This window comes from Paraburkholderia phytofirmans OLGA172 (assembly GCF_001634365.1).
Lineage (GTDB): Bacteria > Pseudomonadota > Gammaproteobacteria > Burkholderiales > Burkholderiaceae > Paraburkholderia.
In genome coordinates this window covers 1,640,960-1,666,551 of sequence record NZ_CP014578.1, presented here as the reverse complement: position 1 = coordinate 1,666,551, position 25,592 = coordinate 1,640,960, and the positions used below count along the sequence as shown (strand labels likewise).

The window sequence follows — 25,592 nt, the reverse complement described above, 5'->3', positions numbered from 1 at the left end:
TTCTTGAGTCGATTTCACCAGCGCGTGTACCGCTTTGATTGACGTCTTCGGCATGTGGCTGGCCGGCGCCGGGAGCGGGTGGCGACATTCAATCGTGGCATCCGGCCGGCTGCAAAACCAATCGGGCGTACTTATCGGCGGAGCTCACAATTTCCAGAAGGCAATCCGGATCAATAGTACTTCCGATATCTGAAAAATGTGCAAGCCTGGCAACGCCGTGCCGCGCTTGCCCTCGACCCATTCTTAAGGGACAACCAAGGTTAGCGTGAATGCCAACTTTCCGCTCCAGAGACACAAATTGCAATTCGTTACATTGACCTTTGCAGCCGTTGGCATTCAGCAGGGCCTTGAGCACCAGGAACGGCGAAACGCGCCCATTTTTGGAACATCGGCCACGCGCGACGTACACGTGAAACTGACTTTAAAACCGCATGCAGTGCGGGTGAAGCTCTGCTTCTCGACAGCAGCCACGAATGCGCACATCGCTTTGACATCTACAGGTCTACCTTCCCGAAATGATGAGTTCTAGCGCATAGATCGCCCCATAGTTCTGGACGCCATAGATAAGCAAACTTGTCGACAATGGGTAGCGCACCTCTCGAGTGCTGGTCCTGAATGATGCACCTGCCGGATTGGCACCTAGCGACACTTTCAAATGAAGAACACTTGGGATAACGTAGAAAAATTGCTTTTATCACTGCGCGGACTTACGAATAGACGGATCGAGCCAGAAATCGTCGTTACCATGCGACTACGTCCGTCCCTTCAACCCTTTGTGCGACGACTGCCGACGTTCACGCTCGCACTCGCCGCGCAGACGAATTCGGTGATCGACCATGAATATGCCATCGAGGCGGCCTTCTCACCGCATGCGAACCTCGCGAATCGGTCCGGCGCGACATAGTCCGGATCATCTTCGTTGTACAGTCCGGGCAAAAATTGAAGACAGCGTTGGTCGGTCTTCGCGACTGTCGCAAGCGGTCCGGCCTTGCTGGCGCGAAACATGGCGCTAGTTCGTTCAAAGCGCGATCATTTACCGTTCGGGGCCGGATGAAGTGAATGTGAGGGCGCTTTGCCGCAGACCCCCATTCGCATCATGGGTGGCATCACCAGCGGCGTCGGGCCTCTCGGTGCAAGACCCGACCGTTCAATGGCGCACGTTCATCTTGCGATCTATATTCGCCGGATCGTACGGAATATTCACTTCATGCGTGGCTGTCTTGACCAAACTGGTTACTGCAAGCATCTATTTTATGAAGCGCATCTCTAATTCTTCAATAGTGCCCAAGTCCGAGTGGTTCGTTGGCAACATGCGCGCCACGTCATAAACCTGAAGTTTCCCGTAGTTGAGCGTTGAACGCGATGCCGATCAGCGTCAGACCTCATCGCGCGAATATACCTCTTCCACGAATGACCGATCAACAGTGGGTTTTCGCTGACGTTCCGACCATCGATCAATGCCAAGGATAACCAATAATAGAATTGTCATGAACAATGCGAAATACTCGAGGAGTACCGTCATTTTGATCTCCTTGATCACCGCCGTGCGGCTCCGAGAGTTGACCGCGAGCCGCAACATCACACGATCCGAAAGGCACGTTGGCACGCGGATTGGAATTGGCGAGCGCGTTCTGCATATTTATCCGCTATCAAGGTCTGACGCTACAAGCTGGTTGCGGAACTGCTTCGGCCTTGCGCCATTTGTGATGTCCGCCGTGCGATACACAACGGCGATCAACCCGAACCGGTCTGCAAAGGCCGGGGGCTGGCTTCGCAACGATTGCGACGGAGAGCGTTTTGCACGAGCGGCTGGTAAAGCTACGCATGCCGTTGCGTTTCGAACCCGTCCGATAGTCCGCCGGCTCGCTCGTTATATACGGCATCAGCCGGGACTAACTCGATTTTTCTCGCTTCGATGTTGGCGAAGTCCAGTACATCGTTGATGAGCACGAGCAGGTCCTCGTCGCTGCGCAATATGACTTTCAATGCGTCGCGATGCTGTTCGACGAGGAAAGGCTCGCGCATTAAAGCTTGCGCATGACCGAGAATGGCGTTGAGGGGAGCGCAAAAGTTCAGCCAGTGTGCCACGCGATATATTTTCTGCAGCTCTCCAAACCTTGATCGCCGCACTTGACACTAGCTAGGCTAGAGGGTGTTAGGCACTTTTCGCCAGACCTGGTACCCTGGCGGAATGACAGAACGCAAGCCATACCCGACAGATGTCTCGGATGAAGAGTGGAGCTTTGCCGCTCCCTATCTAACGTTGATGAATGAAGATGCTCCACAGCGGCGGTATGAACTGCGCGAGATGTTCAATGCGTTGCGCTGGATGGCGCGGGCGGGTGCGTCGTGGCGTATGCTGCCGACCAATTTTCCGCCATGGGAGTTGGTCTACCAGCAAACGCAACGCTGGTTGAACGCGGGCTGCTTCGAGGCAATGGTCAGTGATCTGCGATCCGTAATTCGGGTCGCGCAGGAGCGTCAGGGCCAGCCCAGTGCGGTGATTCTGGATGGGCGCACTCTGCAGTCCACCTGCGAGAGCGGACCGCGCGCGGGTTACGACGGTCATAAGCGCAAGCGAGGCAGCAAAGTCCATATGGCTGTCGACACGTTAGGTTTGTTGCTGGCGGTGCACATCACGCCGGCCAACGAGCAGGAGCGCGCACAGGTAGCCGAGCTTGCCCGTCAGGTTCAGCAAGCAACCGGTCAGACGGTAAAGCTTGCATTCGCTGACCAAGGCTATACCGGTGATACGGCTCGACAGGCTGCGCATGACGAAGGCATCGAACTGCAGATTATCAAACTGCCAGAGGCAAAGAAGGGCTTCGTGCTGCTGCCGCGCCGATGGGTTGTCGAGCGTAGTTTCGGCTGGCTCAACCGGTTCCGGCGACTGGCGCGAGACTACGAACGTCTGCCCGAAACGTTAGCCGGCCTGCACTTTGTTGTCTTCGCCATGCTCATGCTTGTACATGTCGCGCCGGCTGTCCAGGTGCCTAACACCCTCTAGCACGAGGCTGACGCCGATCGTCAGCTAAGCACCGGCTGTGAAAATAATCCCGAGCGTCGCCCAGCTGAGGATCATGCCGGCGCAGAACGCCGCCAATGCCGGATGACCTTGCCAACGGTTTCGTCATGCAGCTTTCAAATGCCTGGCCTTCCGTGCAAGGCCAGGCCCTTCCCCACACAACAAGAAATTTCCGAGCGTCGAATCCGATTTTCCTGAGTGATCGGCGTCTGGCCGCTCGCTACGATTAGTTCCATACGAGTCGCAAGCATCGGGGCGGCCGGTAGAGGAATGCATATGGGAGGGGCGATGTGTACGGAAAGCTTACGATCAAGGGCGCCATTACAAAATAGAATGGAGATGGTGGGCTCCGGATTCTTCGTCGTCGCGATGGTCACATCACCGCCCATCTGGTCTGATGAATGTCCGGACGGACTTACCATTGTCATTCCGGCCAACGGTGCCGATGGAGTTATCGTCTGCGAGCTCCCCAGCCGCGAGCGCGACCAGTGCCGCATTACTGGCCGAAACGTATCGATACTGGCACCCGGCCATCCCTATTCAATCGCGTGGCATAAGGAGACCGCTGTCACGACCTTTTCGCTGTCCCGCAGCCTGTGCGACGAAGTGCGTGAAGGACTGGGAGGCGGCAAGGTTCTCATCAGTTCTCATCCAGACGCTGTAGACCCAATCGTGTGGCACCTCGGCCGAAAGGCTCACGCGGCATTGGCAGCGCCGACCAGGTCAATCACAACCTATCTACAATCGCTCGCATTCGTCATGTGTCACCACGTCGTGGCCACATACGGCCAGGCGGGACGGCCCTCCTCGCGCATAGGCGCTTTACCTTGTTTCAAACTCAAACAGGCCAGCGATTACATTGATGAGCACATTTCGGAACCCATATCCTTCCGCGATGTCGCAGCTGCGTTACACATCAGCCCGTTCCACTTCTCAAGGATGTTCAAGCTAGCTACCGGATCGACTCCTCAGCGTTACATTACGGAGCGTCGAGTGGACGCCGCTCGCGTCCGCCTTGCTGAGGACAACGCGTCAATCGCATGTATTGCCTATGAACTAGGTTTCCAGAGCCAAAGCCATTTCACCGCTGTTTTTCGACAGCACGTCGGTGTTACGCCAAAAGAATACCGAGTCCAACACTAACAAGGTGATTTGCACCGCGTAACCATAGGAGCGACGTGGAAAGCGAACGTTTCATCACGATCTGGCGAACGGCTAAACCTCTTTTTATAAATTTTGCTGCCTTGACAAAAGGCTGTCGTCAAAGCGGCAAAAAAGATCCGGATCGGTGGTATCGGGAAATAATAGAGGTAATTGGAGACCATCGCTGCAGCCTAACGACCGGGTTGCCCGCCGGTCGCAGATCAACGCAAGCGAGGCAGCGATATGAGCCTTACCAAATCGCGGCTCACCGACGGGCCGATTATAGTCATCGTTGGCAATATGTTGACCCGCATAGCGTCGACGGTACAGCAACTGGGGGCGCGGGGCTTTCAGATTCTATTCGCGTCCACTCGTCAGGAGGCGACACGCGTCGTCAGACGCGTGTCGCCGCGCCTGATCATGCTGAACAGGCGTTCTGTGAATGCGAACGAGTTCAATGCATGGCGCAGAATGTATCGCCGAACTCGGGATGTAAAGAGCCCACTTGTTGTCATCCTTGGCGCGTCCCAATTTCTCGTGGCGCAAGATGCATTGGGTGATTTCGCTAGTATCATCAAAGATCTCATGCGCCGCCATCCAAAGTCGAAACAGACCGATCGGGGCGTGGCAACCCGCGGCGAACAGCAAGCCACGACCGAAGACGCGCTACACAGCAACGACGAGCAATGGCGGACCGTATTTGAAAATAACCCTACGATGTGTTTCATGGTCGCCGCCAATGGAACAATCCTGGCCGTCAATCCGTTCGGGGCCGAGCAACTCGGATATGAGGTTAGCGAGCTGATCGGCTGCCAGTTATTGAGCGTCTTCTACGAACCAGATCGCGACGCCGTGGCCAGCAATTTCGCGGCTTGTCTCGCACACCTCGGTCAGCCAATGACCTGGGAGTTTCGAAAAATCCGTAAGGACGGGAGCGTGCTGTGGGTTCGTGAGAGTGCGAAGGCTGTCTCGCGTCACAATGTACCTGTTGTCCTTGTAGTATGTGAGGACATCACACTACGTAAGCGCGCAGAAGATGAGCTAAAACATTCTGAAGAAAAGTATGAACTCATGTTTCGTTCGATCCCCGACGCCATCGGACTCTGCGAACTTGGAAATCGCCGGTTCATCGAGGTGAACCCTGGATTCGCACGTATCACGGGCTACCCAGCTCAAGAGGTTCTCGGACAAACCACCGACGACCTCAACTTGTTTGTAGACACCGTCAAGCACGGAGAACTGTTGGAGCGTCTGCTCCGCGACGGCGATGCCCAGGCCGAAGTAATCCGCTTTCGCACGAAGCGCGGAGAGACGCGCGTGGGAAGAGTGTCGGCGGCACAAGTGGTAGTGGGATCTCAACCGTGTGTGCTTTGCGTAACGAGAGATATTACTGACCAGAAGCTTGCAGAAGAAAAACTCCATCTTAGTGAAGCTCTTTTGGCGGAGGGACAGAAGATCAGCCATACGGGCAGTTGGGGATTAAATCTGCCGACAGGGAAGCTCGTCTGGTCCGACGAGTACTACCGGATTCTTGGACTTGAACCTGGAGCGGTAGAGCCCGATATTGAATTTTTCTGGAGCCGCATCGATCCTGACGACCGCAAGTCCACTCGGCACACCATTGCGTCCGCCATTCTCGAACGAACAGGCTTCGAGTGTGAATTTCGCGTTGCTCTACCGGACGGATCCATCAAGTACCTCCACTCCGTAGGCCACCCGCTTACGCGGGACGGTGAAGATACCGACGAATACGTCGGCACGGTAATTGACATCACCGGACGCAAGATGGCCGAAGCGGAACATGAGGCAAGACGGGCTGCGGATGCTGAGAGCCGGGCAAAGAGTGAGCTTCTGGCCCACATGAGCCACGAACTGCGGACACCGTTAAACGTGATTCTTGGATATACACAAATCCTATTGCGTGGCGCAACGCCGGAAAATCCGCAACGCGAGTCACTTCGCGCGATTCAGCAAAGCGGACAACATTTGTTGAATCTGCTCAACAACACGCTTGATTACGCGGGAATTGAAGCCGGCAGGCTCGATCTCCGCATCTCGAACATTGTGCTGGCGAACTTGTTCGAGACAGTGGCAGAGATAATCGGAGTCAAGGCTGAGCAAAAGGGATTGGCGTTCGTGTGCGACCTCGGACCCGGGCTGCCGTGTGGTATTCGCGCGGACGAGACGCGACTACGGCAGATTTTGATCAACCTGCTCTCAAACGCGGTCGATTTCACGGACAGTGGCGAAGTATGCCTGCACGTCGCCATATCACCCGCCGGAACACTTCGTTTCGAGGTGCGCGATACAGGAGTGGGGATTGCCGCCCATCAATTGCAGGCAATGTTCGAACCGTTCGGCCTGACCAGCGAGCCGCAGTGGCGCCCAGGCGGCGCCGGGCTCGGATTAGCCATCAGCCGCCAACTGGTGCAGTCAATGGGGGGGGAGATTCAGGTAGTCAGTCAGCCTGGCCATGGCAGCACGTTCTGGTTCGAGTTGAACGTGCCGATGAACGTCGTTGGCGAGGCATTGTCGGGGGCACGCAAGATAACGGGATACTCCGGGGCGCGTAGGAAGATTCTCGTTGTTGAAGAGTTTCCGGAAGATTCGTCGAACGTGACACAGGCATTGGCATCGCTGGGCTTCGAGGTCACGCGAACCCCCAGTACGCAGGCACTGGAAAAAGCCAAGGCCATCATGCCGGACCTGGTTCTCGTCGAGAGCGCCGCCAATGGAATTGTCAGGCCGCGAACTGTGCGTACCCTGCGCAAACGGGCGGGCCTCGTGACAACCCCTATCATTGCTGTGTCCAACCATTCGTCCTCCAACGTAGAGCGGAATGACGTTGCGGCCGCGGTCGATACTGTGATCCCAAAACCCGTCGACCTATGTCACCTGCTGGCTCAAATCGAAGTGCTCCTGGGCCTGACGTGGACTGCCGATCCGATTCACGGATACCGTCCGCGCGCTTCATCAAGAAAGCCGCTCGCTATCCCACCCGTTGACGAGATGGAAACTCTTCGAGAACTCGCGCAAAGAGGAAACATGCGTGACATCATGCAATGGGCCCAGAAAATAGGCGAATGCAATGTCGCGTATCGCCCCTTCGTCGAGAAAATTTATGAGTTAGCCAGGGAATACGAGTCAAATGCCATCCTGAGCATGGTAGAGCGCCCCGAGCGAGGCGAGATGTAATCGACCTCGCGCTCTTTTGGCGAGTACGCTTACGCTGTGAGCGGTATGTGGTCGGTGTGACGCCAACATATTTTGAGAGCACCGCCCTAACTGCCGATCAAATACTGTGATGATGCTACACCTGATACATTCGCGAGAACCGGGACGGTGACTCAGAATCTCCCGGTATTTTCTTAAGAAAATCCTTAGGCCCGAATGATTTTAAGCGCACAGCTACTTCTGTGAATTTGGGCTGAGCGCCGCGCACGCTACAGCTAACCACTCTTCGTTTCATGCCACTGCTCACCGTTTCGGGTCATTTTTTGCCACGCGTCGACGATTGAAGGGTGGAACCAGTACACATCACCGCGAGTAAGGATCATACTGGGTCTCGATGGGTGTGCCTGCGCTCTCGTCCGGCGTCGCGCCGCGCATCGGTGCGGCAAGCGGGCAACGCGCAACCCACCTTCACGATTGTGTAGTCTCCCTGGAAATGAGACCGATGTCATGGACCAAGCTGGCGCCAACGGACCTTATACGCATACTGTCTTGATCGTCGACGACTTGCCGGTCAATGTCGCAGTCGTGGCTCCGCATCTCGAGGATCGTGCCATTAGCGTTCTTGTCGCGCAAAATGGTTTCGACGCGTTGCGCAAGGCGCAGCTCACGCGTCCCGATCTAATATTACTCGACGTGAAAATGCCGGGTATGGACGGATTCGAAACGTGTCGCCGTTTGAAGCTCGACGCTCGAACTAGCGAGATCCCGGTTATTTTCATGACCGCCCGGTCAGCAAGCGAAGACATTGTTCATGGCCTGTCGGCAGGAGGGGTCGACTACATAACCAAGCCAATTCAGATCCCGGAACTTCTTGCCCGAATCAACAATCACCTTGCCGTACACTCACTTCATCGGCAGCTCGCTGAGCGGAACGCGACATTGCAGCGCGAGATGCTGGTCCGACTGCAAGTGGAAGTGGCACTACAACGAGCACACGACGAGCTGGAAAACCGGGTGGGACAGCGCACAGCTGAGCTAGCACAGGCAAACGACCTTCTACGGTCGGAAAATCTCGAACGGAAGCAGGTCGAGGCACAACTCCGAGGCAGCAAGGCACGTCTGGCGAACGCGCAACGGCTAGCGCATATTGGAGACTGGGAATGGGAAGGTGTCGATGCCGGATTGTATTGGTCGGAGGAAGCGTTGAATGTGATGGACATAAGTCCGGGGATATCCGAGCCAGGTTGGCCCAACGCGTTGCGCATTGTGTATCGTGCAGATCGCAAGACAGTAATGCATGCGATACACAATCTCATCCGGCACGGGACCCCCTACTGCATTGACTGCCGCATCGTTGTATCCCGGGGTCATTTGCGAACGATCCAGGCTCAGGGCGAAGTCAAATATTCAACCGACGGACGCACGCTAGGTATAGTCGGAACGATCCAGGACATCACGGAGCGGAAATCCATTGAACAGCAGTTGCTCGCCTCCCGGGAGCAGCTTCGTGAGGTTTCCGCATATCTGGAGGCTGCGCGTGAGGAAGAAAGAAAATTCATTGCCCGGGAAATTCACGATGATTTAGGTCAGACGTTGACTGCCCTGAAGCTTGACCTTGCGTTGCTTCGAAAACGGCTCGCAGGTGATGAGGTCAGCTCAACCAAACTTGCGATGATGCACCGCTTGGCGGAAAATGCCGTCTGGACTGTCAGAAACGTGGCCAGCAGACTGCGACCTGCGGCACTAAACTTCGGAATCGTGTCTGCGTTGGAATGGCTTACCGATGACTTCAACCAGCACAACACCGCAGTATGCCGATTCCATCTCCGCGGCAACGAGCCCAGTCTGAACGACACAGAGGCGACGGCGGTATTCAGAATAGCTCAGGAATCGCTCACAAATGTCGCTCGCCATGCAGGGGCGACCAAGGTTAGCGTCACCTTGGTCACATCGGATTCCCGGGTCTCGCTCTTTGTGTCCGACGACGGACGAGGATTGGCCAGAGACAATTCTATAAAGCGAAGTACGTTCGGCTTGCTAGGCATGGAGGAGAGGGCGCGGCTCATCGGTGCGTCCCTGCAAATCGCGAGTGCCCATGGCGGCGGCACGGTTATCTCAGTCGACCTCGCTTTGAACGGGAGGACGGCGCCATGATCCGCATTTTAGTTGCAGACGATCACGCCATCGTGCGCCATGGAGTGAAACAGGTCGTCGCAGACACCAGCGATATAACGGTTGCAGCAGAAGCTACAAACGGCAACGAGGTTGTGGAAAAGTTGCGTGGCAACGATATTGACCTCGTGCTGCTCGACCTCGCCATGCCCGGCATCAGCAGTCTGGATCTGGTGAGACGCGTCCGCACTGAAGCGCCGACAGTACCCATCATCATTTTCAGCATGCACGACGAGCGGCAGGTCGTCTCTCGTGCCCTGAGGGCCGGCGCGGCCGGCTACATTACGAAGGATAGTGATCCGGATCTAATCACAGACGCCATCCGCAAAGTGGCAAGCGGCGGCAGGTTCATGGATCCGCGGCTGGTCAATTCGATGATCTTCAACAGCTCACCCGACGAAGTGCTCCCTGACATCCTTTCTGACAGGGAGTACCGGGTACTGGAGCTGCTGGCGGTAGGCAAAACCGTCAATGAGATCGCGGAAGATCTGCACCTCAGCGCAAAGACCGTGAGCACGCACAAGGTGAACCTCATGCACAAATTGAGCATTGGGAACATCGCAGATTTGATTCGATATGCCCTCGCGCACGGCGTCTCGCCTCGCTAACTGTAGTTGCTGGGTCCGACAGGATCCCATCTACAGCGGAGTCGGAGGCGCCTGCCAGTGCAGATTTGGCGCGGAAAAAGCGGCGACTCAGGTGCAAATATGAAAAGTTGAATCGAGAGACTGGCTTGCTGACGGCAGAATTCACGCGGCATGCACTGCCCTTCCCTCTCGCAGGTGACGTGTGACCGTTGAGACAGCACAAGGCGAACGGGTCTTTGCGATGCGATGCAAGAGCTCAACGCCCGCGCGTTTGCGGAACAGTCGGAAAGCCTGCGAACCGGACATGGGTTCTCTTCCGGACGCGCTGCGATGGTCCTGCTCGCGATGTCCCGCCCGGAATCACCTTGGTGCGCCTGCACCAAGATCGGTTGGGAGCGAGACTTACCGGGCCTACCGTTCATGCTCCCTCCCAGCTACTGCCCGGGAGGGAGCGGTCCATGGAGGCTCGAGCACAAGCCGGCTTGACTTACAGGGCAGATCGATTTTCTTGAGCCTGAATCGCCGCGAACGCCGCATTCAGCGTGTTGCTCGGCCGCATCACGGCGTCCAGTTTTTCGGGGTCGGGCTTGTAATAGCCGCCAATGTCTGCCGCATTGCCTTGCACAGCTGACAACTCGGCCACGATGATCTGCTCGTTGTCAGTCAGTTGCCTCGCCAGCGGTGCGAACTGTGTGGCCAACGCGGCGTCTTCTGTTTGCGCCGCCAATTCTTGGGCCCAATACATGGCGAGGTAGAACTGGCTGCCACGGTTATCCAGTTGCCCCGTCCTGGGCGACGGGTTCTTGTTGTTCTCCAGCAGCTTGCCCGTGGCGGCATCCAGCGTTTTAGCCAGAATTCTTGCCTTGTCGTTGCCAGTCTTGATACCCAACTCTTCCAGTGAGACGGCCAGCGCCAGGAATTCACCCAGCGAATCCCAGCGCAGGTGGTTTTCTTCCACGAGTTGCTTGACGTGCTTGGGCGCCGAGCCGCCAGCACCGGTTTCGTACATACCGCCGCCAGCCATCAGCGGAACAATGGAGAGCATCTTCGCGCTGGTGCCCAGTTCCATGATAGGGAACAGGTCGGTGAGATAGTCGCGCAGGATATTACCCGTGACCGAGATGGTGTCGAGGCCGCGGATGACGCGCTCCAGCGTGTAACGCATGGCGCGCACCTGCGACATGATCTGGATGTCGAGGCCAGTGGTGTCGTGGTCCTTGAGGTAGGTCTCGACTTTCTTGATCATCTCCGCTTCGTGCGGGCGGTACGGGTCCAGCCAGAAGATGGCCGGCATACCGGAGTTGCGGGCGCGCGTGACGGCCAGCTTGACCCAGTCGCGGATCGGCGCGTCCTTGACCTGGCACATGCGCCAGATGTCGCCTTCTTCAACGTTCTGCGTGAGCAGCACTTCGCCGGTGGCGAGGTCGACGATGCGGGCCTCGCCCGCTTCGGGCACTTCAAAGGTCTTGTCGTGCGAGCCGTATTCCTCGGCCTGCTGGGCCATCAGCCCAACGTTGGGCACGGTGCCCATGGTGACCGGGTCGAAGTTGCCGTTGGTCTTGCAGAAGTTGATGATCTCCTGGTAGATGCGGGCGAACGTGCTTTCCGGTATCACGGCCTTGGTGTCCTTCGGACGGCCGTCGGCGCCCCACATCTTGCCGCCGATGCGGATCATGGCCGGCATCGAGGCGTCCACGATGACGTCGTTGGGGGCATGCAGGTTCGAGATGCCCTTGGCCGAGTCCACCATCGCCAGTTCGGGGCGGTGCTCGTGGCAGGCGTGCAGGTCGCGGATGATTTCTTCGCGCTTCGAGCTGGGCAGGCTTTCCAGCTTGTCGTACAGGTTGACGAGGCCGTTGTTGACGTTGACGCCCAGTTCGTCGAACAGCTTGCCGTGCTTCTCGAAGGCTTCCTTGTAGAAAATCTTCACCGCGTGGCCGAAGACGATGGGGTGCGAGACCTTCATCATCGTGGCCTTGACGTGGAGCGACAGCATGACGCCGGTCTTGCGGGCGTCTTCCATCTGCTCTTCATAGAAGTCGCACAGCGCCCTCTTGCTCATGAACATGCTGTCGATGATCTCGCCGGCCAGCAGCGACACTTCGGGTTTGAGCACAATGGCCTTACCGCTTTGGGTAAGCAGTTCCATCTTCACGTCGCGTGCGTGGTCCACGGTCATGGACTTTTCGCCATGGTAGAAGTCGCCGTGCTTCATGTGGGCCACGTGGGTGCGCGAAGCCATGCTCCACTCGCCCATGCTATGCGGATTCTTGCGGGCGTAGCCCTTTACGGCGGCAGGTGCGCGGCGGTCCGAGTTGCCCTCGCGCAGCACCGGATTGACCGCGCTGCCAAGGCACTTGGAATAGCGTTGGCGGATCGCTTTCTCGGCGTCGGTCTTCGGCTCTTCAGGGAAATCCGGCACCGCATAGCCCTTGGCCTGCAGTTCCTTAATGGCGCCGACCAGTTGGTGAACCGAGGCGCTGATGTTGGGCAGCTTGATGATGTTGGTGTCGGGCAGCAGGGTCAGGCGACCGAGCTCGCTCAAGCTGTCGGGCACCCGTTGCGCCTCGGTCAGGAATTCCGGGAATTCACCCAAGATGCGGCCGGCTACTGAGATGTCGCTGGTGCTGACGTGGATTCCGGCCGGCGCGGTGAACGTGCGGATGATGGGCAGGAAGGCACTGGTCGCCAGCAGCGGAGCCTCGTCGGTCAGGGTATAGATGATCGTGGGTTGCTGGGTACTCATTGCATGCCTCAGATCGAGAAAAAGGTTGGGGGCGCCACCGGCTGCGTCACAGACTGGCGTTAGTGATTGAATTTTGCCTGATTTTGCTTTTGGTGGGATTTCAGCAACCTGGCGTTTTGCGTTGGAATCGCCAAAATGCAAATTTTGCGTGCGCGCGAGGCTGACGATACGCTGATCCCGGCCGCCCAACCGGACTACCGGTCGCGCGCAGGCCTATACTAAAGCAGTTCGTATAAAGTGACGCGACAGCTACGTCGACAACCGTAGACCAAATTAAAGTTAAAAATCATCTAGCGGGCCTCCCGCCGTCGCCCACGTAGCCGACGGGGTTAAAGTGAGTTTGCACACAACCGCTTTAACCGAAAGGAGGCCCAACACGAAATAAAGCGGCATTGACCTGCATTCGAACAACAGCGTGATCACCGTGATCGACGAAACTGACCGGGTGATGGCGGAGAAGCGCCTACCCAACGACCTGACGAAGATTCTGGCTTTCTTGGCCCCATGGCAAGCGGAGTTCGCTGGCGTCGTGGTCGAGTCAACGTATTATGGGCGCCCCGGGATTGTGCATGGTTTGTCAGTCATTCCGGGGTGCGATCGCCCAATCTCGCTGGAGCGGTCGGCAAATTATTGGCCGTGGCGGACATTAATGCCATCTTCGTCATACCGCAGGGGCGATCTCATCGCCAGCGTTTGTTTGCGGGTGGGCAAGAAGGACGAAGGGGTCCGCCAGAAATCGAAATACGTGCCGCGGCAGCCCGATTCGCCATCGACGGCCGCCCGTTGACTACATCATGCGCTACCACGCTGTCGCCGCTGCTCAGGGGCTTCATAGACTGGCTCGCGCAGATGTTTCCGTGCGAGAAGCACGCGACAAGCCCAGACCACTCTGCGCAGCTTCCACCCGCGAGCTCACATTTAGTTTTTCGAAGATGTTTTTCAGATGCCATTTCACTGTTTCGGGCGCAACGCGCAGCGCCCGGCCGATCTCCTTGTTCGACAAGCCGCGGGCAATATGATCGAGGATCTCGATTTCGCGCGCGCTGAGCACAGCCGACGGGACACGCGGCGTATCGTCCTCACTCCGATGATTGGTATCGAATGCGGAAAATAACCGGTCGAGGTACGTCGGATCGAACGATGCAACGTTGGCGGCCGTGCCCCGCCAGCGCTCCAACAACGCGCGCAGCGGCGCGCCTTCATCCACCAACCCGTTAATCATGCCGGTCGGCTGCGCAATCCCCAGCGCGTGCTCAAGCGTGGCAAATGCGCGCGCACGCTCGCCTTGCTGTTCAAGGGCGAGCGTCAGCAGGATCGAGACGAGCGCATCGAGGTACCATCGGCCTGATGTGGCCATCTCGTCACGCAGCGTTTCGAGCAGTGTCACCGCGTCACCCGCATGCCCCTGCGCAAGCAGGAGGCGCGCGCGCATCATCGAGTAGCTGGCCCAGATTTCTATAAAACTGCCAGTGAGGGGAGAGCACGCCGGCGGCATGGCAAGGCGCAGCGTCTCAGCTGTCTGCCTCGCCTGAACAAGCCTCCCCTGGCTGAGATAGAACCGCACCGCCTCGGCATCGCACCCCACGCGCAGACGCAGCCATTGCCGTGCGGCCGCTACCTGCCGCGCATCCTCGAGTACGGCGTGCGCCGATCCGACGTCGCCGCCGCGCGCGTAGAGCCGCGCAGCCGAACACGTGTAACGCAGCAGCGAACCCAGCGGGCAGGTTTCCATTGCGATCGCAGTGCGGCCCGATACCATCTTCTGGGCACGCGCGAGATCGTCGCGCTCGTAATAGATCGATGCCAGATAGCCCGCGGGAAGCGCAGCGGCCGCCGAATCGCAGCCGAGTGCGCTTTCGGCCCGCGCAAGCGCCGCCTCGAGAGTCCGCACGGCATCCTGCAACCTGCCTTGCACGAGCTCGGCGAGCCCAAACATGCTTTCCCGGTACACGTCGGCGTAGAGCGGTACCTGATTCGCGTCGCCGCAGGCCGGCGTCGACGCCTGAATCCGCCGCACTTCGTCAAAGTTTCCTTCGGATAACAAACCAAATATTTGCGCCGTTTCAGCAAAACGGCTCACCCACGGCAGGTTCGGCAGCGGGTATGTCGCCGCCTCTTTGGCAAGCACGAGCGAGCGCGAGCTATCGTCGTTGAGACCGGCGATGATCGCACTGACCGCGTTGACCTCTGCGGGCAGCGCGGCATCGGTAAGCGTGCCGTCGGCACGGAATTGCGCGATCTGCGCGGCAAGGGCTTTCACCTCGCGCGCCGCCTCAGCGGTTTGCAACGAGAGCGCCAGCGCCCATGCCTTCGTAAGACGCAGCCTCAGCCGCTCTTGCACGAGCGCGGGCGGCAGCTTGGCGATCCAGCCCGACAGCGTGAGCACATCGCTGCGATTTACCATCGCCGTTGCGCAGTTTTCGATCCAACGTGCCGCGAGTTCCATCTCGCCAGCCGCGAGGGCGTGCCTGATCGCCTCGGGCCATAGCCGCGCCTCGGCAAACCAACGGCTCGCGCGCCGATGCAAGGTCGGCAATTGCGCCGCACATTGGCGCGCTATGCGACGCCGCAGCGCGTCTGAGAGCAACGAATGGTAGCGATACCACTGCCGCTCCTCGTCGAGTGGCCGGGTGAATACGTTATGCCGTTCCAACCAATCGAGCTTCTCCCAACTGCGTGCGCCTTCTCCCATCACAGCATCGCAGACGCCCGCACCGAGCCGATCGAGAATCGACGTATGCAGCAGGAATTTCAGGATCGGCGCCGGCAGCCGCACCAGGACCGTGTCGTCCAGATAGCGGTCGATTCCCAGGCGCGTTCCCGATAACGTGTGCGCGACCTGCGCCGCATCGGCCGTGTCGCGCAATGCGAGCGAGGCAAGCTGCAAGCCTGCCACCCACCCTTCTGTCGCTTCATTCAACAACTCGACGCTGGAACGGTCGAGCGACACCCCACCTGCCTGCCGGAAAAACGTCTGGGCGTCGTCGACGGAAAACCGCAGATCGGCCGCATCGATTCGCAGCAGTTTGCCCTGGGTGGGCAATTGACCGAGCGCGAGTTCAGGCTCGCTGCGCACGCCAAGCAGCAAATGAAAGTTCTGCGGCGCGTAGCGCAATAGCCGCGACACCATCGCGCGAATAAGTCTCGAGGGCGAACGGTCGAAGTCGTCCAGCACAAGAAAGACCTGACGACCGCAAGAGGCAATTTCGTTGAGCAGCACGGAGACGATCGTTTTTCCCGGCGCCATCAGGTCGTCGCGCAACAGCTGCTGCGCTTGCTGCCCGATGTCTTCCGACGTGCGGCCCAGCGCAGCCACCAGATAGGCGGCAAACTGCTGCGGATCGTCGTCGTCCTCGTCGAGGCTCAACCACGCCACAAGGTGCTCTCTTGCACACAGCACCTCGCTCCATTCGGCAAGCAACGTCGTCTTGCCGGAACCCGCCGGGGCAATGACGACGGCCAGCTCCCGATCACACGGTTCGCCCAGACGTTCGAGCAGCGCCGTGCGGCGCACGATGCCGGGCGGTAATCGCGGCGGCGCCATCTTGGTCTGGACCAGGGCCACGCTCCAGGTCAGATCCACAGTGTCTCTTTGAACTCCCACGCGTGTCGATTTCATTCAAGTGTTGGCGAGGCGTATGCTACGCATCGCCCTTCAGATTGTGACCAAGGGTTTCCCCCTCCTCGCTGCGCGGCGGCCCCGTCTTTCGGTACGCGTAGCCGCATCCCCCCCAACCGCCCCCCCGCCCCCTCCCCGACGGAACGGATGCATCGGTTCGCTCGGACGCCTAGTCTGCTCGCATGAAGTTATCGGACGACCGGCACGCGGAGACAGTGCCCCTCGCCCACGATCAACAGGCGCCGCGTCGGAGCGGGCGACAGAACGTTCGCCGAGACGTGGCAACCCCACCGCTTTACCTGACAGTACACGAGATGCCTAAAGCCAGCGAGAGCCGACAGGTCCGGCTGACCCCTTCAGCGTATGCCTACCCGCTGCTGATCAAGCAGTTGCTCCATACGCCGCTTGCCACCTGCCCGGAGCAGGAAATCGTCTACCGCGACCAGACGCGCCATAACTATTGGACCTTTCGCCACCGTATCGGACAGCTCGCCAGCGGACTGCTGGAAATCGACGTCGGACCCGGCGATACAGTCGCGGTGATGGATTGGGACAGCCACCGCTACCTCGAATGCTATTTCGCGGTGCCGATGACAGGCGCGGTGCTGATGACGGCGAACGTGCGCCTGAGTCCTGAGCAGCTTGCCTATACGCTGAACCATTCCGGTGCGCGCGCGCTCCTGATCAACGCGGATTTCCTGCCGATGCTCGCAGAAATGCGCGACAAGCTCGAGCACATCGATCGCTTCGTATTGCTCGATGACACTGGCTCGACCGCCGTGCCCGATGACTTCGTCGACGAGTACGAAAACCTGCTGGCGCGGTCCTCGCCCGACTTCGCGTTTCCCGACTTCGATGAAAACACGGTGGCCACGACGTTCTACACGACGGGCACGACTGGGCTGCCTAAAGGCGTCTGCTTCAGTCACCGGCAGATCGTGCTGCATACCCTGGCCGAGACGGCGGCGTTGACCAGTGCGCCGCGGCAGGGCCGTATCCACCGTGACGACGTCTATATGCCGATGACGCCGATGTTCCACGTGCACGCGTGGGGCATGCCTTATGTGGCGACTATGCTCGGCCTGAAACAGGTCTATCCCGGCCGCTATGCGCCGGACTCCCTACTCGAACTGATGATGCGTGAGCGCGTGACGTTCTCGCACGGCGTGCCCACGCTTTTACAAATGGTCCTGTCATGTCCGGCTGCCGCCGCGGCCGACTTGCGCGGTTGGAAAGTCGTCGTTGGCGGCTCGGCGCTGCCTCGCGTCCTTGCGCAGACGGCGCTCGAGCGCGGCATCGACGTCTTCACTGGCTACGGCATGTCGGAGACGGGGCCCATCCTCACGCTTGCGCAGGTCAAGACCGCCACGCCTGCTGACACATCCCACGAACTCGACATGCGCACGCGAACGGGGCTGCCGGTGCCGCTCGTCGAACTGCGCATTGTCGACGAACAGATGCACGACGTCGCGCACGACGGCAAAACCAGCGGTGAGATCGTGGCAAGAGCACCGTGGCTCACCTACGGGTACGTCGGCGACCCCGCCGCGTCCGAAAGGTTGTGGGCCGGCGGTTATCTGCACACGAACGACATCGGGGTCATTGACAGTCAGGGCTACCTGCAGATCACCGATCGACTCAAGGATGTCATAAAGTCCGGCGGCGAATGGGTGTCGTCGTTCGAACTGGAAGATCTTATTTCCCAGCATCCGGCTGTCGCCGAAGTCGCCGTCGTCTGCGTGAAAGACGCTAAATGGGGCGAACGTCCGCTGCCGCTGATCGTGCTCAAGGCAGGCGAGTTTGCTGACGAGCAGTCCATTCAGAAGCACTTGAAGGAATATGCGATCCGCGGCGTCATTTCGCAATATGCCGTACCCGAGCGGGTGGTGTTCGTCGACGCAATCGACAAGACGAGCGTCGGGAAGGTCGACAAAAAATTGTTGCGGGCGAAGTATCAAACCGCCGGATAGCGCTGGTCGAGCCCCGCCGTCCTGGTCCGGATCCGACGCGGCTCGCAAACACTCGAGGCTGCGCGGCGCGCCCAGCCAAGCGCGATATTGGGGTCATCGAGCGCTCGAAAAAAAGAAAAGTACTACTCGAATAATTTCAACGGAGGAGATTTTCATGAGGTCATCGTATCGCCACAAACGCTTTGCCGTTGCTGCCGGTATCGTGCTTGGAAACGTCGGGACGGCTGCACATGCGCAAAGCAGTGTGACGCTCTATGGCATTGTCGATAGCGCAATCCTGTACACAAGCAAAACCCTCGATCTCGCGAACGGGCAAAACGCCGGTCATCAATTCTCGCTAATCACGGGCGGCCAGGCTCCGTCGCTTTTCGGCTTGAAAGGCGAGGAAGATCTCGGCGGAGGAATGAAGGCAATTTTCGAACTGGAAAGCGGCATCGACCTCTCCACTGGCGGCCTCACCGATTCGAATGGCAACTTTTTTGGCCGCCAGGCGTGGGTCGGCTTGACCGGCAGCTTCGGCACCGCGAAAGCCGGTGTGCAATATTCGCCGTTCGTCCTGTCGCTGATCGCCACCGACCCGCGCAGTGTTTCTTATTTCGGCAGCGGGGTGCCGCTCTACATCAGCAATGTCTTCGTTACGGGCATATTCAATTCGAACGCGATTTCGTACACAAGCCCGACAATCGCCGGTCTGCAAGGCAGCGCGATGCTCGCGCTGGGCGGCACGGCGGGCGATTTTCAGGCCGGCCGGCAATACTCCGCCAGTCTGAACTACACGCTCGGTCAGTTCAAGATCAGCGCTGCCATGTACAGCGGCAACTCCGGCGGCACGGCAGCCACGACGCCGGTGCCCAGCACCGTCGCTTTCTCGGGACGCACCGTCGGGGCGAGCTACCGCTTCGGGGACTTGACGATGAAAGCTTTGTTCGTCAATTTCAAAACCGCCGGCTCTTTCGATAACCGCATCTATGGTGGCGGCCTGAACTACCGGGTGACTCCCGCGGTAGATATCGACGCGGGGGTCTGGTATACGAGCGACGGCAACGACACCAGCAACCATTCGATCATGGCGGCGACCGGTTTAACCTATAGCCTCTCCAAAGCGACCGCGATCTACGGACAACTCGGCTATGTCTACAACCACGGGTTGATGAATACCGGTTTGTCGACCAACGGCGCCCTCTTCGGGGTGGCAGGTTCCACCGTCGGCGTCGCTGCGGGCATCCGCCATTCGTTCTGATTGGGTCGCGCCATTCGGGCCGTGCGAGCCTCTCGCCGGCGGCTCGAATTTCGACCGCCGGGTAATTCCTGGGCCTTCATGAACCTCGTCTTTCACCGCAACACGGGTGACCTGCCCCACACCCTTGGCATTTCGCCTGGTTGCATCATCGTGCTGGCGGCAATGGCGGTATGGCACGCGCCCGATGCGGTTTCGCGTTGCTCTGCACTTGCCGTGGGCGCGGCGGGGTTCAGGACGACGGTGCTCGCTGGGCTCATGGCGTTCGTCGCAGCGATAAGTGTTCACGAAAAATTGACCTGGAATTTCGTGCCGTATCCGTTCAGCAGTTCGGCGAGCTCAGCGTCGATGGTTTCTTTTGTCCAGGTGACGAAGCGTCGCCAGGGCGCTGTCACGTTGGCGGGGTGTTCGCGTAACATGACGCGATGACGAAGACGAAATCGATTTATCACGGCCACCGGTTCCCAGCGACGGTCATCAGCCATGCGGTGCGGCGGTACGGTTCCAGCTCAGCCTGCGCGACATCGAAGAGTTGCTGTTCGAGCGCGGAGTGACGGTCAGCTACGAGACGATTCGCCGCTGGTGCGAGAAGTTCGGCGCGGGCTTGCCCATCGGGTGAAAGCGGCGCGCCGCGAGCCGGGTAGCACGTGGCACCTCGACGAGATGTTCGTCACCTTGCGTGGCGAACCGTAGCTGCTTTGGCGTGCAGTCGACGCGCACGGCGTCGAACTCGACATCCTGCTGCAAAAGCGGCGCGACAAGGCCGCGGCTAAACGGTTCTTCAAACGTGTACTGGCGGCTTGTCCTGAAGTACCGCGCAAGATCGTCACTGACCAGTTGCGCAGCTATCGGGCGGCGCAGGCCGAGATTCCTGAACTGGCAAACGTGAAGCACGTTTTCGTCAAAGGCAGCGCCCGAGTCATGCGGGGCACCGCCGTGAGTCTCGATGGCGTGTACGATTGCCGGCAGAACCGCAAAGCCATTTTCAACCGCGGCATGGTTCCGAACATCAACCCGAATTCACGCGGTAGAAAGCGACCCAGGCGGGGACGCAAACCGCTGTTCGACCCGGCCATCTTCGAAGAGCGGTTCCGTACCATCGAGCGGCTGTTCGCCTGGGACGACAAGTTCCGTCGCCTGCTGCATCGCTTTGACCGTCTCAGTAAGTTGTACTACACATTCAAAACGCTGGCTTATACGATCAATCTGGGGCACTACTGTCGAGGCTGATCTCACAGGTGATGGCTGCGTTTCCTTTCCGGCGCACCGCGCCGTGATTCTACTCGTCCATTGCATGGCGAAAAGCCACTCATGACGGCGCCAATCATCTCATCGCACGCTTTGCTGCACCCCATTCCAGAAATCCTGCGTTTTCCTTAAGGAGCGCCACTCTGATTCCGATCGAAACCTGCAACCAGTTGAATTCGAGAATCCATGGCCGCCTTGCAACAGCCAATACGCCGCCATTCCGAATTACTGACTATGGTTCGCTCGCATGGTCACGCTGTGGTCGCTGGCCTGCTTCTGCTCGGCTTGCTGAAGCGCTAGCCGTCGCTCCGCTGCGTCGATATCGCCCGGATAGTTGGTCGCGGTCGGATCATAACCCACTGATTCAAGCTGATACAGTTGGTCCATCACCTGAGCGTGCGTGAGCGGCGACGCAGGCTGCGCCACGTCCTGCGCGAAAGCAGGTACGCTGCATAAAGCGACCGTCGCCGCGAGGGTCACGACTGTGATGGGTGGGGCCACGTGGGCCAATACCGAAGTGAACCGCTTCATGATGCATCTCCCGATAGATTGCACACCGCCGTTTGCCGCACGCATGCTCTACGAACAGCCCTGTTCGTAATCAGTGACTAAAGTTTAGGTATGCAGACGCTTAAGATAAAGCGCCGTCCTTGGATAGAATTGTTGCTGAATATGGGTAAATACTTAGTGTGACCCATCGGTCGTGATTGCTCTCAACAATGGAATCAGATTCCACCGTCCCCGGGATGGAGTCTTACTCCAAATGCGGTCGACACAAACGACCGCACCTATCTGTGTCGCGAACACAGATGCGCCTGTCACCGCGTACGAAAACGACCGTTTTCGTGCGCTTGCCACATCCTTACGCCGCATCGGATTTCAAGTCTGATTGGCCGACCCTCCCAACGCCCGCACCGATGCCTACCTTGGTGCGCGCCATAAAAAAGCCCGCCACGGGGGAGCGGCGGGCTTAATCCATTTTCCGTGGAGACAGAGACATGGAGGAGACGGACGTAAGTATAAACCCTTACTAAAATCTCTGCTCGAAACTGACCCACCGTATCTGTTTGATAGGTAGACGGCTCGCGCGCCGGGTCTGCCCCCGCGAGGGGCGCTCGACAATTCCCTTTATGTTGTGTTGTGCTTGGCTATCCACCCCGTGCCAAGTAGCTGACCGCCCGAAAATTCGGGGCGTGGCCACCAGCCTCTCGCCGGCCTTGAACTCGGTACGCATCGGTCACGTTGTCTCTTTAGTATTAGTCACAGTGACGTAAAATAGAGGCGTCGATTTGACACTATACTAATATGCGTGACGTTACGAATAATCTGACGGCCACACCGGAGACGGAACAGGTCAAGCGGGGACGTGGACGACCGCGAAAGCCGGATGCGATGACCGGCGCGCAGCGGCAGGCCGCCTACCGGGAGCGGCGGCGTGCGGTCTCAATTGATGTGACAGTAACGGAAAATGAAGGTCCGGTGGATCAGATGCAGATCCTGCGCGAATTGCATGAGCGTCAGGTTTCGGTGCTGCGTAACCAGCTCGCGCGGGCTGAGGCTGAATTGAGCGACCTGAGGACCACTACAACGGGGAGCGGAGGCGCACCGGCTTTCGAGGTGATGCTCAGACTGCTGGCGATGGCGTGCGCGCGCAAGCCCCTCAAGGCGCAGCTTGCCATTCGCGAATCTGACGTATGGCGCAACGGCGTGGCCGGCGCATCGGGCGTCTCGGATGAACAGATGAAGCGGGTAGCCGCTGCACTCGCAGGCAATCTGACCTAGCCGACCGCCGACACTGACGCGCGGCCCAGTGAGGTCTTCACTGACGTCCACACCATGCGCACGGCACCACCATCGATGAATGAGAGAAAAAGCGCCCAGCCAGGAGAGGCTGGGCGAAGCCACCGGAAACCCGGCGGCGGAGGTATTCAGATATTGGCAAAACAGACCCGCTCTCACGGTTCATGGCGAGAACGGGCCTGTTTCATTTTTCAGGAGCGACGCTACGCGGCGCCCGCAGCGAGTTCAGGACTTACACGCCCGATTGTTTAGTGAGCGTTGTAGATCCGGGGCGAATACGACGACACCGCAGTGTCAGTCGCATGACCCGACTGCGACGAACCGCCTGCCACGCCACCGACGGCATCGTTCTGTGCAGCCACCTTGGCCTCAGCAGCCTGAATGTCGGCCGGGTAGTTAGGATCTTCGCCACGGGCCGGGTTGTAGCCAGCCTTTTCGAGCTGGACCAGTTCGGCGCGTACCTGTGCACGGGTGACAGGCGCATTCGATTGAGCGAACGACACGATCGGTGCAGCAAGCGCAGCGGCAACCACAACGGCTTGAATAAGGGACTTCATGATACTTACCTCCAGACTTGGTTTTGTCCTGCTACGAACAGCCCTGTTCGTAAATCAGTGACTACAGTCTAGGTAAGCATGCGCTTAATATTAAGGCCGATGTCAGGAAGGGATTGTTGCCAAATACGGGTAGCCGAGTCCAAACAGTTTTACCAAAAAGCACTTACCGGTTTCGGCACGACATAATCAGATGCGCGGCGGCTCCCTATTGTTACTAATTCAGGAAAAGACTAATCCTGATAGCCGTATAAATCGGATGCGTGATTGTTGTTGATTCAGGAGTAGGTTAATCAAGATGACCGCACAAATCGCGATGGAGATAATCCGAACTACGCGCGCCGCTATCAATATCAAGCTGCGGTTCGTCAAGCCTCGCCTGGGTTCAGACAATCTCGACGCGAGACTCACTGCCTATTTGGCCACTCAATTCCACCGAAAATAAATGTCGTATAAATCCAACGATTACATCTACAACGAAAGCATAAGGCTATGAGTCAAAAAAATGACGGCCTATGCTTCCGGTGGCAGTCTGATTCATCAAGTCTGCAAAAACATTGAGCCGCTTACATAATCAATCATCCCGGGATATCCACCTGATGAAGAAAGTCTTGATTTCCAGTGCCGTAGGTGCACTTTTCGCTGTTGCAGCGTCGTCGGCATTCGCGCAAAGCTCGGTTACGCTGTATGGCCTCGTTGATACGGCAATCCGATATCAGACGAATGCTGCCCCGGATGCCAAAGACTTGATCGGCATGACGGTCGGCCCGGAAACCCACAGCCGTTGGGGCCTGCGGGGAAGCGAAGACCTAGGCGGTGGACTGTCCGCCATCTTCCGCCTTGAAAATGGCTTCGAAGTCAACACTGGGAAGCTTCATGTGGTAAACACGCTGTTCAGTCGACAGGCGTACGTTGGTCTGTCGAGCGACAAGTGGGGCGCGCTCACGTTCGGTAACCAATATGCGCCGATGTACGACACGATGGGCGATATTTTCGACCCGTTGACTGTGGGCGACTACTGGCAAGATAGCTGGATGTGGAACGGTATTGGCAGTTACCTGACCATCCCGAACTCGGTCAAGTACAAGGCAACCTACAGAGGCCTGACCATTGATGCCGCCTACGGCTTCAGCAACACGCCCGGCTCAGTCGGCAACGGTAGTACGTACGCCGTGGAATTGATGTATGCGCAGGGTCCCATGACTCTCGGCGCAGGTTTCCAGCAAACGTCGCTGTCGACCTCGGGGACGCCCTTCTCACAAGGAACCTTGGGCAGCCTGACTGATAATGGCGCAAAGATCAACATGCTGCACCTCAGCGGCGCGTATCAGATTACCCCCACCGTACGCCTGCTGGCCGGTTGGCTGCGCGCGCAGGATCACACTGGCACGACGGACTTCAACATGCAGCAAGGTGGCGCACCGCAACTGTTCCGCGGCAGTCCGAACCGTATCGACGATACGCTTTACGTTGGCGCTAACTGGCAGGCAACAGGCCCCCTGCTGTTCACGTTCGCCGGCTACTACGGTCACACTCGCAATGCTGAACGGCTCGATGGCACGCTCGGCTCCGGTATCAACTACTCCGCGACCGTTCTTGCCGAATACTCGCTGTCGAGACGCACGGAAGTGTACGGCACCGTGGACTTCGCGCGCGGCAACGGAGCGTTTGCTGCCGACTACCCGGGCACAACCAACCCGACCACCGGTGCTGTTGACCAAATTGGCCGTACCAACAATGTTGGCGCAGCAATCGGCCTCCGGACCACTTTCTGATCCCCGAGGGGACGCCGTTTACGTCAATGCCTGGATAAATATTCAGGTCATACTTAGGCCCGCTAATGTGTGCGTCGGCGAATGAACCCGCCGGCGCAAGTTCATCATGGCACGACCGATACAGCTTGATTGAAAAGGTCGCGTCCAGATGTGTCGGGACTCTCGTCGCGGGTCCCGACGAAATGGTGGTCATGGCGCAGTGAATACGGAGCGAGAGTCCGCGGATACTTGCGCTGACGCGACTTTCTCCGAGTAACTTCACGCAGTATTTGAGCCCGTCCCGATGGACGGGCTTTTTTTTCGTACGCCCGGCAGGGCGCACTCACTTGGAGGTGAAAGTCCTCTGCTCGCCCGACAAGGGGAAGAGCTAGCGGATGGCAAGGGTGTCGCGGGTGACTGCGAATCTGGAGGAAGCCGGAAGCAAAGCGCTGGCCTGACGAACAGGAAGCGGATACGAGGCGACCTGGCGGGGTGAGATGTCGAAAGTCATCAAAGCCCAATACTTGTACGGAACGCCGGGACGCATATCCAACAGGCATAAG

18 protein-coding genes and 1 pseudogene are annotated in these 25,592 nt (G+C 58.4%); 14 read left to right on the top strand and 5 right to left on the bottom strand.

The genetic code is table 11. The features are described 5' to 3' along the window. The first annotated feature begins 655 nt into the window (after positions 1-655). Positions 656-904 (top strand): hypothetical protein, encoded by a 249-nt coding sequence (locus tag AYM40_RS40060; RefSeq protein WP_148662128.1) that lies wholly within the window; start codon positions 656-658, stop codon positions 902-904. Between the two features lie 914 nt (positions 905-1,818). On the opposite strand, the gene AYM40_RS07125 is transcribed toward AYM40_RS40060, so the two are convergent. Beyond that, positions 1,819-2,088 carry a histidine kinase dimerization/phospho-acceptor domain-containing protein gene (locus AYM40_RS07125; RefSeq protein ID WP_256390478.1) on the bottom strand — a complete coding sequence of 90 codons (270 nt, stop codon included), beginning with the start codon at positions 2,086-2,088 and terminating at the stop codon, positions 1,819-1,821. A gap of 103 nt (positions 2,089-2,191) precedes the next feature. Between AYM40_RS07125 and AYM40_RS07120 the strand changes: the two genes are divergently transcribed. The 5 genes from AYM40_RS07120 to AYM40_RS07100 all read left to right on the top strand — a co-directional run bounded on the left by AYM40_RS07120 (position 2,192) and on the right by AYM40_RS07100 (position 10,122). Beyond that, a complete protein-coding gene (locus tag AYM40_RS07120) occupies positions 2,192-3,007 on the top strand; it encodes an IS5 family transposase (RefSeq protein ID WP_063495601.1) in 816 nt (271 codons plus the stop codon). Between the two features lie 351 nt (positions 3,008-3,358). Next, entirely contained in the window at positions 3,359-4,168 is an 810-nt protein-coding gene (locus AYM40_RS07115) for an AraC family transcriptional regulator (RefSeq protein ID WP_063495600.1), read from the top strand. Positions 4,169-4,411: 243 nt separating this feature from the next. Continuing rightward, positions 4,412-7,363: a PAS domain-containing hybrid sensor histidine kinase/response regulator gene (locus AYM40_RS07110; protein WP_063495599.1), complete on the top strand. Its 2,952-nt coding sequence runs from the start codon at positions 4,412-4,414 to the stop codon at positions 7,361-7,363. A gap of 486 nt (positions 7,364-7,849) precedes the next feature. After that, on the top strand, positions 7,850-9,496 hold the full coding sequence (locus tag AYM40_RS07105; protein WP_063495598.1) for a response regulator: 1,647 nt from the start codon (positions 7,850-7,852) through the stop codon (positions 9,494-9,496). Then, entirely contained in the window at positions 9,493-10,122 is a 630-nt protein-coding gene (locus tag AYM40_RS07100; RefSeq protein WP_063495597.1) for a response regulator transcription factor, read from the top strand. The genes AYM40_RS07105 and AYM40_RS07100 overlap by 4 nt, the downstream gene beginning before the upstream one ends. A 466-nt stretch (positions 10,123-10,588) precedes the next feature. Here AYM40_RS07100 and AYM40_RS07095 read toward each other — a convergent pair whose 3' ends face one another. Continuing rightward, positions 10,589-12,847, bottom strand: a complete 2,259-nt coding sequence (locus AYM40_RS07095) for an NADP-dependent isocitrate dehydrogenase (protein ID WP_063495596.1) — start codon at positions 12,845-12,847, stop codon at positions 10,589-10,591. Positions 12,848-13,262: 415 nt separating this feature from the next. Between AYM40_RS07095 and AYM40_RS42265 the strand changes: the two genes are divergently transcribed. Further along, positions 13,263-13,634: a hypothetical protein gene (locus tag AYM40_RS42265; protein ID WP_063495595.1), complete on the top strand. Its 372-nt coding sequence runs from the start codon at positions 13,263-13,265 to the stop codon at positions 13,632-13,634. Between the two features lie 42 nt (positions 13,635-13,676). On the opposite strand, the gene AYM40_RS07085 is transcribed toward AYM40_RS42265, so the two are convergent. Then, positions 13,677-16,430: a LuxR C-terminal-related transcriptional regulator gene (locus AYM40_RS07085; protein WP_236720913.1), complete on the bottom strand. Its 2,754-nt coding sequence runs from the start codon at positions 16,428-16,430 to the stop codon at positions 13,677-13,679. 350 nt (positions 16,431-16,780) lie between these two features. Here AYM40_RS07085 and AYM40_RS07080 point away from each other — a divergent pair, with 350 nt between their 5' ends. The 5 genes and pseudogenes from AYM40_RS07080 to AYM40_RS40045 all read left to right on the top strand — a co-directional run bounded on the left by AYM40_RS07080 (position 16,781) and on the right by AYM40_RS40045 (position 20,903). Next, the gene (locus AYM40_RS07080) at positions 16,781-18,436 is read left to right on the top strand and encodes a fatty acid--CoA ligase (RefSeq protein ID WP_063495593.1); all 1,656 of its coding nucleotides are present in this window, start codon (positions 16,781-16,783) and stop codon (positions 18,434-18,436) included. Between the two features lie 154 nt (positions 18,437-18,590). Then, the gene (locus AYM40_RS07075) at positions 18,591-19,676 is read left to right on the top strand and encodes a porin (RefSeq protein WP_082854988.1); all 1,086 of its coding nucleotides are present in this window, start codon (positions 18,591-18,593) and stop codon (positions 19,674-19,676) included. 78 nt (positions 19,677-19,754) lie between these two features. Beyond that, entirely contained in the window at positions 19,755-20,102 is a 348-nt protein-coding gene (locus tag AYM40_RS41300) for a hypothetical protein (RefSeq protein ID WP_063495592.1), read from the top strand. Next, positions 20,099-20,594 (top strand): annotated as a pseudogene (locus AYM40_RS40050) (IS6 family transposase); the annotation flags it as partial. The gene AYM40_RS41300 and the pseudogene AYM40_RS40050, both read left to right, overlap by 4 nt. Next, positions 20,595-20,903: a transposase gene (locus tag AYM40_RS40045; protein ID WP_181448418.1), complete on the top strand. Its 309-nt coding sequence runs from the start codon at positions 20,595-20,597 to the stop codon at positions 20,901-20,903. Positions 20,904-21,146: 243 nt separating this feature from the next. On the opposite strand, the gene AYM40_RS07055 is transcribed toward AYM40_RS40045, so the two are convergent. After that, positions 21,147-21,452: a DUF4148 domain-containing protein gene (locus AYM40_RS07055; protein WP_082854987.1), complete on the bottom strand. Its 306-nt coding sequence runs from the start codon at positions 21,450-21,452 to the stop codon at positions 21,147-21,149. 774 nt (positions 21,453-22,226) lie between these two features. On the opposite strand from AYM40_RS07055, the gene AYM40_RS07050 reads away from it, so the two are divergent. Beyond that, positions 22,227-22,703, top strand: a complete 477-nt coding sequence (locus tag AYM40_RS07050) for a hypothetical protein (RefSeq protein WP_063495590.1) — start codon at positions 22,227-22,229, stop codon at positions 22,701-22,703. Positions 22,704-22,969: 266 nt separating this feature from the next. Here the strand turns inward: AYM40_RS07050 and AYM40_RS07045 are convergent, their stop codons facing one another. Continuing rightward, complete coding sequence (locus tag AYM40_RS07045) at positions 22,970-23,278, bottom strand: DUF4148 domain-containing protein (RefSeq protein WP_063495589.1); 309 nt, start codon at positions 23,276-23,278, stop codon at positions 22,970-22,972. A 596-nt stretch (positions 23,279-23,874) separates the two neighbouring features. On the opposite strand from AYM40_RS07045, the gene AYM40_RS07040 reads away from it, so the two are divergent. Beyond that, positions 23,875-25,050, top strand: coding sequence for a porin (locus tag AYM40_RS07040; RefSeq protein ID WP_063495588.1), 1,176 nt, complete (start codon positions 23,875-23,877; stop codon positions 25,048-25,050). Positions 25,051-25,592 lie beyond the last annotated feature (542 nt).

What these genes read in the sequence shown, in the direction of transcription:
- AYM40_RS07050 (WP_063495590.1), top strand. Translation starts at nt 22,227, where the DNA reads ATGCGTGACGTTACGAATAATCTGACGGCCACACCGGAGACGGAACAG.
- AYM40_RS41300 (WP_063495592.1), top strand. Translation starts at nt 19,755, where the DNA reads ATGAACCTCGTCTTTCACCGCAACACGGGTGACCTGCCCCACACCCTT.
- AYM40_RS07100 (WP_063495597.1), top strand. Translation starts at nt 9,493, where the DNA reads ATGATCCGCATTTTAGTTGCAGACGATCACGCCATCGTGCGCCATGGA.
- AYM40_RS40060 (WP_148662128.1), top strand. Translation starts at nt 656, where the DNA reads ATGAAGAACACTTGGGATAACGTAGAAAAATTGCTTTTATCACTGCGC.
- AYM40_RS07115 (WP_063495600.1), top strand. Translation starts at nt 3,359, where the DNA reads ATGGAGATGGTGGGCTCCGGATTCTTCGTCGTCGCGATGGTCACATCA.
- AYM40_RS07095 (WP_063495596.1), bottom strand. Translation starts at nt 12,847, where the DNA reads ATGAGTACCCAGCAACCCACGATCATCTATACCCTGACCGACGAGGCT.
- AYM40_RS07080 (WP_063495593.1), top strand. Translation starts at nt 16,781, where the DNA reads ATGCCTAAAGCCAGCGAGAGCCGACAGGTCCGGCTGACCCCTTCAGCG.
- AYM40_RS07105 (WP_063495598.1), top strand. Translation starts at nt 7,850, where the DNA reads ATGGACCAAGCTGGCGCCAACGGACCTTATACGCATACTGTCTTGATC.
- AYM40_RS40045 (WP_181448418.1), top strand. Translation starts at nt 20,595, where the DNA reads ATGCGGGGCACCGCCGTGAGTCTCGATGGCGTGTACGATTGCCGGCAG.
- AYM40_RS07055 (WP_082854987.1), bottom strand. Translation starts at nt 21,452, where the DNA reads ATGAAGCGGTTCACTTCGGTATTGGCCCACGTGGCCCCACCCATCACA.
- AYM40_RS07040 (WP_063495588.1), top strand. Translation starts at nt 23,875, where the DNA reads ATGAAGAAAGTCTTGATTTCCAGTGCCGTAGGTGCACTTTTCGCTGTT.
- AYM40_RS07120 (WP_063495601.1), top strand. Translation starts at nt 2,192, where the DNA reads ATGACAGAACGCAAGCCATACCCGACAGATGTCTCGGATGAAGAGTGG.
- AYM40_RS07110 (WP_063495599.1), top strand. Translation starts at nt 4,412, where the DNA reads ATGAGCCTTACCAAATCGCGGCTCACCGACGGGCCGATTATAGTCATC.
- AYM40_RS07045 (WP_063495589.1), bottom strand. Translation starts at nt 23,278, where the DNA reads ATGAAGTCCCTTATTCAAGCCGTTGTGGTTGCCGCTGCGCTTGCTGCA.
- AYM40_RS07075 (WP_082854988.1), top strand. Translation starts at nt 18,591, where the DNA reads ATGAGGTCATCGTATCGCCACAAACGCTTTGCCGTTGCTGCCGGTATC.